Source organism: Methylocystis sp., from assembly GCF_021731785.1.
Taxonomy (GTDB): domain Bacteria; phylum Pseudomonadota; class Alphaproteobacteria; order Rhizobiales; family Beijerinckiaceae; genus Methylocystis.
The window spans coordinates 146,444-160,688 of sequence record NZ_JAKFWS010000041.1; the positions used below are offsets into that span (position 1 = coordinate 146,444).

Here is a 14,245-nt window from a genome sequence, read left to right on the forward strand (position 1 = left end):
CGCTCCGGTTCAGATGTCGAGATCGCGGTAGACCGAAACTTCCCGTTCGCGCGCGGTCCGCGCCGCGTCGCCGGCGCGAATCCCACGCCAGACGTCGAACGCCATGACGAGCGTCGTGAACAGCCCGGATATTTTTCCGATGATGAAGCTGAAGGGAAAGATCAGGCGATCCGGCGGAATGATGAATTGGGCGCCAAGAAAGATGACCGCGGCGTTGATAAAATAGGCCGGCCGAAACAGCGATTTCTCTTCCCACGCGCTTTGCGCATAGCTGCGCGAGTTCTTCTTCACCGCGCGGTTATACGCAGGATTTGGAAACGCGCCCCAGAACCGCCGTTTCGGCGGCAGCGCATTCGGTCCCGCGAGCAGCGCGCGGTAGCTCTGGCGCACCGAGGCATGCGCGAGCAGCGCGAGAACGACATTGGCGAGCGCGAAAGCGAATTTGAGCTGGATAAACGAGAAGGACAGTTGCGCGGCGAGGTCGACGAAAAACAGCTGCGTGAACGCGTTAAGCACGAAAGCCGAGCGATGAAAGCTCGCGCGGTTGATATCTTGCGTCTTCTCGTCGATGAAAGCCGCGCCAGCCTTGGCGCCGGCGCGTTCCTTCAGCACCAGACGGTCATAGTCGTCGGTTTTGAACCGCCTTGCGATCTCCTCGATGGTCTCGTCCGGCGCGCCGCGCTTGATCTTGAAGGTCGCCCTGTTGAGGAAGGCGGAGATTCGCGTGAAAACGCCGCGCGCCATGGCGTAACGCGACGTGACCGAATTGAGAAAATCGGGCTCTCCCGCCATTGCGCGCACCCAAGCTGAATCTCTCGTCCCCGCATTGTTATAGCCGCAACGCGCGCCGGCGCCGACCCTCGCGGCAGGTTGATCCGGATCGGCCTTCTGCCATATTTAAGCCGGTTCCAGTCCTCGCGCCTCCACTGCCAGGAGGCGCCCATCCCTGTGGTGTCCCGCCATGTTCAGCGCCCTTTTGACGCCTCGCTCGAATGCCGAAGCCGCCGCGCCGGCGCAAGCGGCGGAGCCCCTGCCGGAATGGAATCTCGCCGATCTTTATCCGGCGATCGATTCGCCGCAGGTCGCGGCTGATCTCGCCAAGGCCGCGCAGGAGGTTGCGCAATTCGCCAAGGATTATCGCGGCCAGGTCCAGTCGCTTGCGCAGGGCGCAAACGCCAGCGCCGAGCTTGGCGCGGCGGTCCAGCGTTACGAAGCGCTGCAGGACCTGCTCGGTCGGCTGATGTCCTTCGCCGGCCTTCTCTATAGCGGCGATACGACCGATCCTGTACGCGCCAAATTTTACGGCGACGTGCAGGAAAAAGTGACCAACGCTTCGGCGCAGCTTCTCTTCTTTCAGCTCGAGCTCAATCGGCTGGACGACGCCACATTGATGGCGGCGGCGAGCAAGGAGCCGCTGTCGCGCTGGAAACCATGGCTGGAAGATATCAGCAAGGAAAAGCCTTACGAACTTGAAGATCGGCTCGAAGAGCTTTTCCACGAAAAATACATTTCAGGCGCGGCCGCCTGGAACCGTCTCTTCGATGAAACAATCGCCTCCTTGCGATTCAAGGTTGGCGGCGAGCAACTCGCGATCGAGCCGACGCTCAATCTCATGCAGGACTTGCGCAAAGAGACTCGGCGCGAAGCGGCCGAAGCGATCGGCCAAACGCTGAAGAACAATCTGCGCACCTTCTCTCTCATCACCAACACCCTGGCGAAGGACAAGGAGATTTCTGATCGCTGGCGCGGCTTTGAGGACGTAGCCGACTCGCGCCATCTCTCCAATCGCGTCGAACGAGAGGTCGTCGAAGCGCTCGCGCAAGCGGTGGAGGCTGCGCATCCGCGCCTGTCGCATCGCTATTACAAGCTCAAGGCGAAATGGTTCGGCCAGGATGCGCTCGACTATTGGGATCGCAGCGCGCCGCTGCCGGCGACGCCCGCCAAGCGCTATTCCTGGCCGGAGGCGCGCGAAATCGTGCTTGAGGCCTACAGCGGCTTTGCGCCGCGCATGGCGGAGATCGCCGGGCGCTTCTTTGAGAAAAACTGGATCGACGCGCCAGTGCGTCCCGGCAAGGCGCCGGGCGCCTTCTCGCATCCGACGGTCCCTTCCGCGCATCCCTATGTGCTGCTGAATTTTCAGGGAAAGACGCGCGACGTGATGACGCTCGCGCATGAACTCGGCCATGGCGTGCATCAGGTGCTTGCGGCGCGACAGGGAGCCTTGATGGCGCCGACGCCGCTGACGCTCGCTGAAACCGCCTCGGTCTTTGGCGAAATGCTTACCTTCCGCGCCCTCATCGCCCAGGCGCCGGACAAGGCGCAAAAGCGCGCGATGCTCGCGTCGAAAGTTGAGGACATGCTCAACACCGTCGTGCGGCAGATGGCGTTCTATGCTTTCGAGCGAAAGGTGCATCAAGAGCGGCGCGAGGGCGAGCTGACGGCCGACCGCATCTGCGAATTATGGATGAGCGTGCAAGGCGAAAGTCTCGGCCCTTCGATCCGCCTGGGCCCCGGTTATGAGACCTTCTGGGCCTATATTCCGCATTTCATTCATTCGCCGTTCTACGTCTACGCCTATGCGTTCGGCGATTGTCTGGTGAATTCGCTCTACGGCGTCTATCAGAATGCGCACGAAGGATTCGCCGAGCGTTATTTCGCTCTGCTCGAAGCCGGCGGCGCCAAGCCCTACGGCGAATTGCTCAAGCCCTTCGGACTTGATGCGCGCGACCCGGCGTTCTGGAACATCGGTCTCAAAATGATCGAAGGCCTGATCGGCGAATTGGAAGCGATGGAGGACGCCGCTTAATCGGCGGACGCGGCCAGGCCGACGCCAAACAAAAACGCCGGCGTAAAGCCGGCGTTTTGAGCGCGCTCAAAACCTTTGAGATCGATCACGTTGTCTGCATTTGGGCGACTGCGCCCAAATGCAGCGCGATCTCGTGCTGGAAGAAGTTATTGCAGGAAGGCGCTTATTGCTGGCCGGCCCGGATCGTGAACTTTTCGCCGTCGCAGGCGGCCTCGCCCGAGTAGACGCGGACGGCGCCCTCGACGGGCTTGCCGGTCCACACGCAGTTCTTCTTGGAGTCGGTGCGATCAACGAGCTTGAGCGTGTAAACGCCGCCCGCGAGTTCGCCTTCAATCTTGTAAGCCAGCACGGTGCCGTTATCGAGCTGCAATTCGCCCTTGCCGGAAACCTTGTCGCCTTCCGCCGCGACAGTCCAGGTGCCCTGCGCGCGCTTGATGCCGGCCTTGTTGGCTTCGGTCACATTCCACTGCCCCGCATAGGCCGACGCGCTAAAGGCGACGGCGGCAAGGGCCGTCGTCAAAGCAAGCTTGATCATTCGTTGTGCTCCCATAGAGTGTTGTGATGAGCGGCAAATCAGCCGCAGCGCCAACTGGGGCTTGTGAAATGCGGCTATCAAGCCTTTTCTTGCGTCCGGGCGCTTTGGCGCACGAACGACGGCGGCACATCACGTGATATGCTGCGGGATGTCAATTAATTTCGCCTTGACGAACCTCAAGCTCCCGGCGTCAAAGGACGTGAAATGGTCGAAGAAAACTGGCGTCGCGTTGACGATTACATCGCTTCGGCGCTGATTTCCAAAGAAGAAGCGCAGGAGGCGACGCTCGCAGCCAATGCCCGCGAAAATCTTCCGGCGATCGACGTTTCGCCGCCGCAGGGCAAATTGCTGCACCTGCTCGCCTGCGCCATCGGCGCAAAACGCATTCTCGAAATCGGAACGCTTGGCGGGTATTCGACGATCTGGCTGGCGCGTGCGGTGGGCGACGGGGGAAAGGTTGTCACCTTCGAAGTCGATCCGCGGCACGCCGAAATCGCGCGCGCTAATATTGCCCACGAAGGCGTGAGCGCGCGCGTCGATTTGCGCATCGGCGCGGCGCTTGATCTGTTGCCGCAGCTCGAAGCGGAGCGGGCCGGATCCTTCGATCTCGCTTTCATCGACGCCGATAAGCCCAACAACGCCGCCTATTTCGCTTATGCGCTGAAGCTGTCTCGGCCCGGCGCGCTGATCGTCGTCGACAATGTCGTGCGAGAGGGCGCGGTCGCCGACCCTGCGAAAACCGATGGCGGCGCGCTCGGGGCGCGCGCGCTGTTTGAGGCCGTCGCGGCGGAGAAGCGGGTCGAGGCGACGGCGGTGCAGACCGTCGGCGCCAAGGGGTGGGACGGCTTTCTGATCGCGCGCGTCAAATAAGGCGTTCGATCGCATTGGCTTATGGGCGGGTTCGCCCATAGGCGGACAACGCGACCGGCTTCAATAGCCTGGCCGCGCTCTGTTAGACGCTGTCGAACGCCCTTTTCGCGCCGCGCCGTTTGCTCGGCAAAGGAGCGCCATCGGCGCCGAACAGGGCCGCTTCGACCTGATTGCCGCAGTCGTCATAGCGCCATGAGATCCGCGCCGCGCCAAGGTCCTTGCGGACCGTTGGTTTCCCTTCGGCGTTGAAATAGGCCTCTTCGACCTGATTGCCCTTAGCGTCATAAAAGCGCGCCACCCGGGCGGCGCCCAGGCTCTTGCGCTTCATCGGGCGCCCGTCGTGGTCGAAATAGGTCTCGACGACCTCCACCCGTCCGCGCGTCGGCGGGTCGGCGATAGCCTCGGGCGCGACGCGAATGTCGCCGTCGCTTGCTGCGGTGAGCTTGCCGCTCTGAGAGCAGCGGCGTTCTGCCGAGGCGGCGCGACTTCTCGTCTTCACGAGGCGCGCCGCTAGGTGTGTTTTCTGTTCCATGATCCCAAATCGCTGCGCGGTCCGATGGCTGATCACAGCCGCCCGTTTGAGAACTGAGCGGCGCGTGCGTGCTAGACGACGCACGCTGACAACGACGGATACGCTGTTCTGACTCCCCGCCGCCGGCTTGCTGGCGAACGGGCGTGAGCCGCAATTAGCGGTAAGCGTCAGGTCAGGATTGGGGGCGCGCGGGATCCGAGAGGCGGAGTCGACGCCTCGCTGGATATGGACGTCGCGTCAAAGGCGAGCTTGATCGTCGAATAGGACGCCGGCGGATGCGCCTCGCCCACGAAGGCCGACGCCGCCGTCGCTCCGCCAAGCGGCGCACAATGCGCGACGCAGCAGACGTCGCCGCCTTGCCGCGCCGGACGCGCCGGAGTCGCGGGATCGCCGGATAGCGGTCCGGACGACTTGTTGAAGCAGATCGCGTTGGCGAAAAGGCCCGAAGCGCGCCCGCTGGACGAGACGCCGATTGCAAAGCCTTGCAAAACAAGCAGATAGGCGACGAGCAGAGTGACTGCCGTCGATCCGTACTGCCATGTTTTGACTTCGCTGCGCGTGCTCATCGCCGGTCAAAGCTATTCACTGATTCTGTTGAGGTCAATGGCGGCGGATATCGGGGCAGGGCGATCGGGTGAAGAAGTTGGTGACAAGCAGTTGACGCGCTTGAGCTGTCGAACTGCTCTCTCTCAGAGAGGGGAGATTTCGACGGAAGGGATCGACGCCGCCTGCGTGGCCTCGGCAGAGGCCAGTGTTTTTCTATTAGATTTCAATGACATGCCGTATCCGCGCGGGCAAGGTCATTTATCCGCTCTATAACTCCCCAGCGCCTCAATCGGATGACCGGCTCACCGGACAACCACTCCTCCCCAGCCTCGTCGCAGCCTAAGTGCTTTCACCCGATTCCCCGCATGTCGGTCGCCGGAACCCTGAAAAGAAAGTGGCGCCCGGGAAACTCGCGCGCTGTGATCAGCGAAACAGGGCGGCGGTCTTAAGGAGCGTCATCCAGACGCCCCACGCTAGCGGCGTGCCGACGGCGGTCCAGGCGAGAACCAGCAGAAACGCGCCGCCGTTCGGGGCAGGCGGCGCGCGCGTGACTATCGTCGGATCGGCGTCGGCCGCAGCCGGCTCCAACCCTTCTTCGACAAAATCCTCGAAGTCGGCGTGGATTTCGTCGTCTTCTCTGATGACTTCAGCGACCGTGATGTGTTTTTTCGCCGCGACCTCTTCGTCGCTCATGTAGTATTTCTCGGCGCATGGCCGCACGAGCAGATTGCAGATGAGACCCAAGAGCAGCAGGCCGGCGAGCACATACATCGTCTGGTTATAGGCGTCCGCGCGCGCCACGCCGTGCGCAAGCTGATATTCGCGAATGTAATTGACGAGCACCGGCCCCAGCACGCCCGCCGTCGACCAAGCGGTCAGAAGCCGGCCGTGGATGGCGCCGACATGATGCGTGCCGAAAATGTCGGCGAGATAGGCCGGGATCGTCGCGAAGCCGCCGCCATACATGGTGATGATGACCGCGAACAGCAGAACGAAGAGGCCGACCATCCCGCCCTTCGCCGCGAATGGCTCCGTCGAATAAAGCGCGAGGCCGAGGACGAAGAAGATCGCATAGGTGGCCTTGCGGCCGAATGTATCCGAGGCCGAGGCCCAGCCAATGCGCCCGCCGATGTTGCAGAGGCTCAGGAGGCCGGTGAAGCCGGCTGCGATCGCCGCGATCTGCTTTTTCTGCTCGGCGTCGAGCTGATCAAAGCCGACGTCCAAGCCGATGAGCTTGCCGCCGAAGACTTCCTGCAGCATCGGCGAGGCCATGCCCAGGACGCCGATGCCTGCCGAAACATTGAGACAAAGAACGCCCCAGAGCAGCCAAAACTGCGGCGTCTTCCATGCGACGTCGAGATGCACATGACGATGCGTCACCAAGGCGTTCTTGGCCGTGGCCGGCGGCGTGAAGCCTTCGGGCGCCCAACCTTCGGCCGGCACGCGGTAGGCGAGCGCCCCGGCGACCATGAACGCGAAATAGATCGCCGCCAGCGTGACGAAGCTTTGCCAGACGCCGGGCGAACCTGGCGTCGCATAGAAGCCCATCAGCCGGTCGGCGAGCGGCGCGCCGATCATCGCGCCGCCGCCAAAGCCCATGATGGCGAGACCGGTCGCCAGGCCGCGCCGGTCGGGAAACCATTTGATGAGCGTCGAGACCGGCGAGATGTAGCCGAGCCCGAGACCGATGCCGCCGATCACGCCGGAGCCGATCCACAACATCCAGATTTGATGGAGATAGACGCCAGCCGCCGAGATCAGCAGGCCGCCGCACCAGCAGCAGGCCGCGGCGAGGCCAGCCTTGCGGGGTCCCGCCGTCTCCAGCCAATGGCCGAAAACCGCCGCCGACGAGCCGAGGAAGACGAAGAAGAGCGTGAACGTCCACCCCAGCCAGCTGATCTTCCAGTCACATCCGGTCGCGACGAGCGTCGCGAAAAACCCGAGCGCTTCCGGACATTCTTTCGGCTGCGCGCCGCCGATGGCGCGCGAGAGCGGCAGCCAGAAGACGGAAAAGCCGTAGGCCATGCCGATGCAGAGATGGATGGCGAGCGCCGCCGGCGGGACAAGCCAGCGATTGAACGTCGGCAGTGCGACGGTTCGCTCCCGGCTGAAAAAGTCGGGACGGGCGATGGCGTCGGCGGTCATTAAACTTCCGGGCTTGCTATTGTCGATCGGTTATCGCGCATGCCCGGCGCCTGGCACAAGCCCGGACTCCCGAAGCGTCCTCATGCTTGTAACTTGAAGTGCGTCGGATCGGCGTCCTGCCGCTGGGGCTTTGCGTCGAACCCGAACGCTCGCTTAGGGCGGGCGAAGCCTGCAGAGGAGCCCGCAGAGCGGCCGCGCAGCCTCGGTTCAAGCCGATATCGCGGCGTTCCCGTCGATACGTCCGTGTAGGCCGTTGGGCAGCCGCGGATTGGACAGAATATAGCGCCCGCGCTCGCGCACCATCTTGGTCACGGCGGCGAAATCGACCTTGCCGGAGCCCAAGAGCGGCACGTGCTCGACGATCATGATTTCTGCTGGGATCATCAGATCGGACGCGCCTTTCGATTTGGCGTAGTTTTGAAAATCCGCGCGCGTCGCGTCCTGTCGCTGCGTGACCAGAATGATTCTCTCGCCCTTGCGCGGATCGATCTCGGTCGCCGCCGCCGAGATGGCGTCGGGCCAAAGTTCCGCCGCCAGCAGTTCGATCGCCGCAAGCGAGACCATCTCGCCGCCGATCTTGGCGAAACGCTTCGCCCGTCCCTTGATGGTGACATAGCCCTGCGCATCGATCGTGACGATGTCGCCGGTGTCGTGCCATCCGTTCTCCGGCGGCTGCGCCACGCCGGGCTTCTCGATCTTGAGATAGCCCATCATGACGTTCGGTCCGCGCACTAGCAGCCGCCCGCCATGCTCGACGCCAGAAACGGGTTCGAGCTTATGTTCGACGCCCGGCATCAGCCGACCGACCGTGCCGGATTTGTTGAACATCGGGGTGTTGAGCGCGAGCACCGGCGCGGCTTCCGTCACGCCGTAACCTTCAAGAATGCGAATGCCGAACTTGTCCATCCACATATCGCGGGTCGATTGCTTCACCGGCTCGGCTCCGGCGACGACATAACGGATCGACCGAAAATCATACGCGTGCGCCGCGCGGGCGTAACCGGCGAGAAACGTGTCCGTGCCGAACAGGATCGTGGCGTTCGAGCCGTAAACCAGCTCCGGCACGATGCGGTAGTGCAAAGGCGAGGGATAGAGATAGATCGGAACGCCGGAAATGACCGGCAGCGTAAAGCCGACCGTCAGACCGAAGGAATGGAATATCGGCAGCACGTTGAAGACCTTGTCGGTGCGTCCGAAATCGATGCGCGCCGCCGCCTGCGCGGCATTGGCGAGCATGTTCTTATGCGACAGCGCCACGCCTTTCGGCGCGCCTTCCGAACCCGAGGTGAAGAGGATCGTCGCTACGTCGTCGGCCTTGCGCGTGACAACAGGTTTGCGGAACCGCCGAAAGGCGTCGAGCTTGTCGGCAAACGAGATGCGCCTGCGGATGTCTTCGAGATAGACGATCGCGACCTTCTCTTCGAGCGCGTCGACGAGCTTTTCGAGCTTGGCTTTCTCGATGAAGCCGCGGGACGTCAGAATCGTCTTCGCCTGCGCCGCCTCGCAGCCCGAAAGAATATTCGCGGCGCCGGCGGTAAAGTTGATCATCGCCGGCGTTCGGCCGGCGGAAATGACCGCGAGAAAAGCGATTCCCGCGCCATTGGCGTTCGGCAGCATGACACCGATCGCGTCGCCCGGTTTGCCGATGTTCGCGATCTTGCCGGCGAGCGCGCGCGTTCCGATCAGGAGCCTGCGATAGCTGAGCTTGCCGGCGACCGGGTCTTCTAGCGCGACGCGCGACAGCCCGTGCGCGCGCGCCGCTTCGACGACGGCTTCGAAAAGCGTGCGGTCGACATCGGTGGTGCGGAAGGCGAGATCCGACATGATCTGATAGAGCGCTGCGCCCGCCGCAATGCGCCGCGCTTTGCCTTTCAGCCCGTCGTCGACGGCGAGGCGGACGGGTTCGAGCGCGGTGAGCGTGAATTTTGGAAACCTGCGGCGGCGCGCCTGTTCGCGAGTCAGCCGGGAGAACATCGTCGCTTCGGCGCCGTCGATGCGCACGGGGACGATCATCGCGCCGGATTTTTCCGCAATCAGCCCCGCGCCGTCGTAGACTTTCATCAGGCTGCCGGTGACCGTCAGCCTGCCTTCCGGAAAGATGACGAGCGGATTGCCGTCCTTGACCGCATTGATCAGCGCGCGCGCGCCAAACGGATTCGCCGGATCGAGCGGAATGGCCCGTGCAAATTTCAGAAACGGTTTGACCCACCATTTCTGCGAAATCTCGCGGTCGATGGCGAAGACCGGCGCCTTCGGCATGACCGCGAGTATCGCCGCAGCGTCGAGGAAGCTCACATGATTGAGCGCGACAATCGGATTGGGACCCGACTTGTCGAAATTCTCCAGCCCCTTCACGTCGAGACGGTAGAAGGTGCGGAAGTAGATCGAGAGCAGGTCCTGCATCGGCGAAGCGACAACCCTCTTGACGATCCAGACCGAAGCGGCGAGCGCGACGATCGCCTGACCAATCAAAAGCGCCGCGAAAGAGACGCTGAGGCTCTGCAGCACCGCCACGCCGACGCCGCCGAGCGCCATGAAGGCGGCGTTCTGCACATTGACCGCGGCGACGGTGCGGGCGCGTTCCTGCGGCGCGCTTTGGACCTGAATGGCGGCGAAGGACGGCACGATCATCAGACCGCCCGCGACCGCGAGAATCAAAAAATCGATCGCCGTGCGCCAGGCGAGCGGCTGCGCAAAATAGGCCTCCGGCGCCAGCGCCACGGCCGCGTCGGGCGGCGGCGAGAGAAGCAAGGCGACGCCGAGATCGGCGGACCCGAAAGCGATGAGCGCGGCGCCGACGGCGGACGGCAGCAGCACGATTTTGCCCTTGAGCAGGAAGGCGGCGAGCCCTGAACCCGCGGCGATGCCGACGGCGAACAGCGCGAGATGCACGCTGACGACGATCTCTGCGCCGTGCAGCGTCTGCGTGATCAGAGAGGGCGCCAACGCCATGGCGATCGAGCCGAAAAGCCAGAACAGGCTCGTGACGATCGCGAGGCGCCGCAACGCCGGTTGAGCGTGCAGATGCCGCAGCAATTTGAACGTCGAGCGAAATACGTTGGCGTCGATCGCCAAATCCGGATCGGCGCGTCCGGTCGGCGGAATGAGCCACGCCGCGCCAAGAGCGAGGATCGCGACGCCGATCACGCCTGCAGCGAGAATCGCGCCGTCGCCCGCGTGGAGCGCCGCCCCGCCGGCGATCGTGCCGCTCAGAATCGCGAAGAAGGTCGCGCTCTCGACGAGCGCATTGCCTGCCGGAAGCTCCTCCCGCGTCAGATGATCGGGCAGGATGCCGTATTTGATGGGCCCAAACAGCGCGCCGGTTACGCCGAAGAGAATGAGCGCACCAAAAAGCGTCAGGAGATTGGCGAAGAGAAAGCCCCCCGCCGACAAGGCGGCGACGGCGACGTCGGCGAGGCTCAGCCAGCGCACCACGCGCGCCTTGTCATATTTGTCGGCGAATTCTCCGCCGATCGCCGAGAAAAGAAAGGAGGGGGCGATGAAGGCGGCGCCGGCGAGCGTGACGAGCGACGCGCCGCTCTCGGCCATGTGCGCCAGGATCAAGAGCACGAGCGCGTTCTTGAGGAAATTGTCGTTGAAGGCCGCAAAGAACTGACGCCAGAACAACGGCGAGAAACGCCGCGAAGCAAGGAGCGAATGCGTCATGTCCGAACATCCGGGAGAGGCGCCGTGACTTTCGCCGATGACCCTTAAGGATCGGTCAAATCCGGCGCGTTGCAATGCGCGTTGAAGGTCAGCTTTTCGCCATGAACTACGTTCATAAGGGAGATTGCAGCGCTTTTGCTCTGCCGTCAATCGAAAAATGAACTATGTTCAGATTCGGGTTGGGAGGCGGCCCATTGAACGAAAAACTGACCGAGGCGGGAACCGACCGCCGAACCCAATTGCGTGAACGGCTGATCGAAGCGGCGCAGGAAACGATTGCCGCACAGGGCCTTGCGGGGCTTAAGGCGCGCGACCTCGCCGTAGCGGCCGGCTGTGCGCTCGGCGCCATCTACACCGCCTTCGACGACCTCGACGAACTGATCCTGCGCGTCAACGCCCGCACGTTGGCGCGGCTGGAGATCGCGCTCGATCGAGCGTTGGGAGACGCGGAGGCCGAGCAGGCGCTGCAGACCATGGCGCGAACCTATCTGAACTTCGCGAGAGCGGAGGAGCCGAGCTGGCGCACGCTCTTCGAACATCGCCTGCCGCAAGGCGTCGCGCCGCCGCAGTGGTATGTTGAGGCGCGCAACCGCCTGTTCAATCGGCTGGACGCGCCGCTCTCGCAGCTGTTGCCCGGAACCGGCCACGTCGCCCGCGCGGCCTTTGCGCGAACGCTATTCTCCGCCGTGCATGGCGTAATCGCGCTCGGGCTTGAGGAGAAGATCGCCGAGACTCCGCCCAAGCTCCTCGACGAGCAGCTGGAGAAGCTCGTGCGCATTCTTGCGGACGGGCTGATGATGGAGTCGGCCCGCTTGATTTGAACCGCGCGACCTGACATAGGCGCGCATGGCTTTCATTCTGCTGTTTGCGGTGGCGACCTGGGCGGGCGCGCAGAATGCGCTTGCCGGCGGCGGTTCGTTCCTCACGCTTCCCACGCTGATGCTAACCGGAATGGACGCGCTCGCCGCCAATGTCACGTCTTGCGTCGCGCTGTTTCCGGCTCAGGTCGCCACCGGCTGGACCGGACGCAAACTGGCGACGGGCGCCAACGGGCTGTCGCTGCGCATGCTGTTCGCGATCAGCATCCTTGGCGGCGCCATCGGCGCCGCGGTGCTGCTGGCGACGCCGCGCGGGCTCTTCGCGCAGCTCGTGCCATGGCTCGTGCTGTTTGCGACCGTGGTGTTCGCCTGGGGCAGTTTCTTCCGAAAGCCCGGCGAAACGCCTACGCATCTCAGCGCGCCGGGCGCGGCGCTAGCGCAGTTCCTTATCTCGATCTACGGCGGCTATTTCGGCGGCGGCATCGGCTTTCTGATGGTCGCCGCGCTGACCATGGCCGGACAGGGCGTGCGCATCGCCAGCGCGACGAAAAATGTTCTGGCGGGCGTCATGAACGCCTCGGCCGTCGCCATTTTCCTGTTGTCGCCGGATCTGCACTGGCCGCAGGCGCTGGTGACGAGCGCCGGCGCGACGATCGGCGGGATCGCCGGCGCTCGCCTGATCCCTCATATCGACGAAAAGCTGCTGCGCATGTTCATCATCGTGATCGGCGCGGCGCTGACCGTCGGACTCTTTCTCAGAGCGCCTTGACTCGCTCGTTCAGCGCGTCGCGCCGTCGGCCGCCATCGCCTTTTCGATCTCTGGGATGAGCGTCGTCGCGACGGCGGAAGGCGTCAGCGGGCCGACGAACTTATAGGCGATGACGCCGTCGCCCTTGATCACGAAGGTCTCCGGCACGCCATAGACGCCGAAGTCGATCGCGGTGCGGCCGGCGGGATCGACGCCGACTCGCGCGAAAGGATTGCCGCCGCCTTCGAGGAAGTTTAAGGCGTTCGCCGTTTCATCCTTATAGGAAAGGCCGTAGAGCTCGACGCCTTTCGCCTTGAGCGCTTCGTTGCCGGCGAGCGACATCAACACCGGATGTTCCTGCCGGCAGGGTCCGCACCAGCTTGCGAACACATTGACCAGGCTGACGTGGCCCTTGCGTAGATCTTCGGTTGAAAGACCCGGGACGCCCGCAAGTCCGTCAAGCGCCGGCAGATCGAAGGCAGGCGCCGGCTTGCCGATCAGCGCGGAAGGGATGCGCGACGCGTCGCCGGCAAAGAGCCGCACAAGGAAGACGAGCGCCAGCACCGCGAACAGCGCCAGCGGCAGAAAGCGCAGCGCCGACCGCGTCGCGACCGCGTCGCTCACGCGCCGTCTCCCTGGTCGCGCGCGCCGGCGGCGCCGAAACGCGCCAGCGCCGCGCGCAAGCGGCGATAATCGAGGACAATGCGCAGGGTCACTACGCCCAGCGTGACGGCGGCTGCCCCATAGGCCGCGGCGATATACAACCAGTGGTCGCTCACTCTGCCGCCTCCATGCTTTCCTCGCCGGCGCTCTCACCTGCGCGCACGGCCAGCATCGAAAGGCGCGCCAGCCGGCGTCGCAGGATTTCATTGCGGATCGCCATCACATGCAGCGTCAAAAACAGCAGCGTCGCGGCGAGCGCCATGACGATCAGCGGCCAGAGCATGGAGCCAGAGATCGCCGGCCCGTCGATGCGAAACACAGACGCCGGCTGGTGCAGCGTGTTCCACCAGTCGACCGAATATTTGATGATCGGAATGTCGATCGCGCCGACGATCGTCATGATCGCGGCGATGCGCGCGCCGCGCGGCGTGTCGTCCATCGTCTGCCTGACGGCGATGAGACCGAGATAGAGAAGAAAGAGAACGAGCATTGAGGTGAGACGCGCGTCCCACACCCAGAACGTTCCCCACATCGGCTTGCCCCACAGCGATCCGGTGACAAGGCAGATGAAAGTGAAGGCGGCTCCGAGAGTCGCCGCCGTTTTCTGGGCCGCATCGGCCAGCGGATGGCGCCAAACCAGAACGCCGAGCGACGCCGAGGTCATCACGACATAAGCGAAGATCGAGAGCCAGGCGGACGGCACATGGATGTACATGATCCGAACGGTTTCGCCCTGCTGATAATCTGGCGGCGCGGCGAAGGCGCCATAGAGCCCGATCGCGAGCAGAAGCAGCGTGGCGCCTGAAAGCCACGGCAGCGCGCGTTCCGCAAACCGCAGAAAGCGCGCTGGATTAGCGTAAGTGGACAGAAAGCTCATCGACGGCGAAGACTCCCGCCGACTGCCTAAGCCCCGCCG

At 63.7% G+C, this 14,245-nt stretch carries 13 protein-coding genes; 4 read left to right on the plus strand and 9 right to left on the minus strand.

Features of this window, described 5'->3' with window-relative positions; all coding sequences use genetic code 11:
* Positions 1-9: 9 nt before the first annotated feature.
* Complete coding sequence (locus QZ964_RS08615) at positions 10-792, minus strand: hypothetical protein (protein ID WP_292530999.1); 783 nt, start codon at positions 790-792, stop codon at positions 10-12.
* A 169-nt stretch (positions 793-961) separates the two neighbouring features.
* On the opposite strand from QZ964_RS08615, the gene QZ964_RS08620 reads away from it, so the two are divergent.
* The gene (locus tag QZ964_RS08620; protein ID WP_292531001.1) at positions 962-2,806 is read left to right on the plus strand and encodes a M3 family oligoendopeptidase; all 1,845 of its coding nucleotides are present in this window, start codon (positions 962-964) and stop codon (positions 2,804-2,806) included.
* Between the two features lie 163 nt (positions 2,807-2,969).
* Here the strand turns inward: QZ964_RS08620 and QZ964_RS08625 are convergent, their stop codons facing one another.
* Positions 2,970-3,341 carry a hypothetical protein gene (locus QZ964_RS08625; RefSeq protein WP_292531002.1) on the minus strand — a complete coding sequence of 124 codons (372 nt, stop codon included), beginning with the start codon at positions 3,339-3,341 and terminating at the stop codon, positions 2,970-2,972.
* Between the two features lie 204 nt (positions 3,342-3,545).
* Here QZ964_RS08625 and QZ964_RS08630 point away from each other — a divergent pair, with 204 nt between their 5' ends.
* Entirely contained in the window at positions 3,546-4,211 is a 666-nt protein-coding gene (locus QZ964_RS08630; RefSeq protein ID WP_292531003.1) for an O-methyltransferase, read from the plus strand.
* A gap of 82 nt (positions 4,212-4,293) precedes the next feature.
* Here QZ964_RS08630 and QZ964_RS08635 read toward each other — a convergent pair whose 3' ends face one another.
* From QZ964_RS08635 to QZ964_RS08650, 4 genes are all read right to left on the minus strand, one after another.
* The gene (locus QZ964_RS08635; RefSeq protein ID WP_292531004.1) at positions 4,294-4,743 is read right to left on the minus strand and encodes a hypothetical protein; all 450 of its coding nucleotides are present in this window, start codon (positions 4,741-4,743) and stop codon (positions 4,294-4,296) included.
* Positions 4,744-4,910: 167 nt separating this feature from the next.
* On the minus strand, positions 4,911-5,309 hold the full coding sequence (locus QZ964_RS08640) for a hypothetical protein (protein WP_292531005.1): 399 nt from the start codon (positions 5,307-5,309) through the stop codon (positions 4,911-4,913).
* Positions 5,310-5,712: 403 nt separating this feature from the next.
* On the minus strand, positions 5,713-7,434 hold the full coding sequence (locus QZ964_RS08645) for an OFA family MFS transporter (protein ID WP_292531006.1): 1,722 nt from the start codon (positions 7,432-7,434) through the stop codon (positions 5,713-5,715).
* Positions 7,435-7,641: 207 nt separating this feature from the next.
* The gene (locus QZ964_RS08650) at positions 7,642-11,100 is read right to left on the minus strand and encodes an acyl-[ACP]--phospholipid O-acyltransferase (RefSeq protein ID WP_292531007.1); all 3,459 of its coding nucleotides are present in this window, start codon (positions 11,098-11,100) and stop codon (positions 7,642-7,644) included.
* Positions 11,101-11,294: 194 nt separating this feature from the next.
* Here QZ964_RS08650 and QZ964_RS08655 point away from each other — a divergent pair, with 194 nt between their 5' ends.
* Both QZ964_RS08655 and QZ964_RS08660 read left to right on the plus strand, forming a co-directional pair.
* Entirely contained in the window at positions 11,295-11,921 is a 627-nt protein-coding gene (locus QZ964_RS08655; RefSeq protein ID WP_292531008.1) for a TetR/AcrR family transcriptional regulator, read from the plus strand.
* Between the two features lie 25 nt (positions 11,922-11,946).
* Entirely contained in the window at positions 11,947-12,687 is a 741-nt protein-coding gene (locus QZ964_RS08660; RefSeq protein ID WP_292531009.1) for a sulfite exporter TauE/SafE family protein, read from the plus strand.
* A gap of 9 nt (positions 12,688-12,696) precedes the next feature.
* Here the strand turns inward: QZ964_RS08660 and QZ964_RS08665 are convergent, their stop codons facing one another.
* From QZ964_RS08665 to QZ964_RS08675, 3 genes are read right to left on the minus strand one after another with little or no spacing between them, the layout of a single operon-like run.
* The gene (locus QZ964_RS08665; protein ID WP_292531010.1) at positions 12,697-13,290 is read right to left on the minus strand and encodes a DsbE family thiol:disulfide interchange protein; all 594 of its coding nucleotides are present in this window, start codon (positions 13,288-13,290) and stop codon (positions 12,697-12,699) included.
* Entirely contained in the window at positions 13,287-13,445 is a 159-nt protein-coding gene (ccmD, locus tag QZ964_RS08670; RefSeq protein WP_292531012.1) for a heme exporter protein CcmD, read from the minus strand. The genes QZ964_RS08665 and ccmD overlap by 4 nt, the downstream gene beginning before the upstream one ends.
* Complete coding sequence (locus QZ964_RS08675) at positions 13,442-14,206, minus strand: heme ABC transporter permease (protein ID WP_292531022.1); 765 nt, start codon at positions 14,204-14,206, stop codon at positions 13,442-13,444. The genes ccmD and QZ964_RS08675 overlap by 4 nt, the downstream gene beginning before the upstream one ends.
* Positions 14,207-14,245 lie beyond the last annotated feature (39 nt).

Coding starts and splice junctions, on each gene's coding strand:
- QZ964_RS08650 (WP_292531007.1), bottom strand. CDS start 11,100: ATGACGCATTCGCTCCTTGCTTCGCGGCGTTTCTCGCCGTTGTTCTGG.
- QZ964_RS08615 (WP_292530999.1), bottom strand. CDS start 792: ATGGCGGGAGAGCCCGATTTTCTCAATTCGGTCACGTCGCGTTACGCC.
- QZ964_RS08645 (WP_292531006.1), bottom strand. CDS start 7,434: ATGACCGCCGACGCCATCGCCCGTCCCGACTTTTTCAGCCGGGAGCGA.
- QZ964_RS08625 (WP_292531002.1), bottom strand. CDS start 3,341: ATGATCAAGCTTGCTTTGACGACGGCCCTTGCCGCCGTCGCCTTTAGC.
- QZ964_RS08660 (WP_292531009.1), top strand. CDS start 11,947: ATGGCTTTCATTCTGCTGTTTGCGGTGGCGACCTGGGCGGGCGCGCAG.
- QZ964_RS08620 (WP_292531001.1), top strand. CDS start 962: ATGTTCAGCGCCCTTTTGACGCCTCGCTCGAATGCCGAAGCCGCCGCG.
- QZ964_RS08640 (WP_292531005.1), bottom strand. CDS start 5,309: ATGAGCACGCGCAGCGAAGTCAAAACATGGCAGTACGGATCGACGGCA.
- QZ964_RS08635 (WP_292531004.1), bottom strand. CDS start 4,743: ATGGAACAGAAAACACACCTAGCGGCGCGCCTCGTGAAGACGAGAAGT.
- QZ964_RS08630 (WP_292531003.1), top strand. CDS start 3,546: ATGGTCGAAGAAAACTGGCGTCGCGTTGACGATTACATCGCTTCGGCG.
- QZ964_RS08675 (WP_292531022.1), bottom strand. CDS start 14,206: ATGAGCTTTCTGTCCACTTACGCTAATCCAGCGCGCTTTCTGCGGTTT.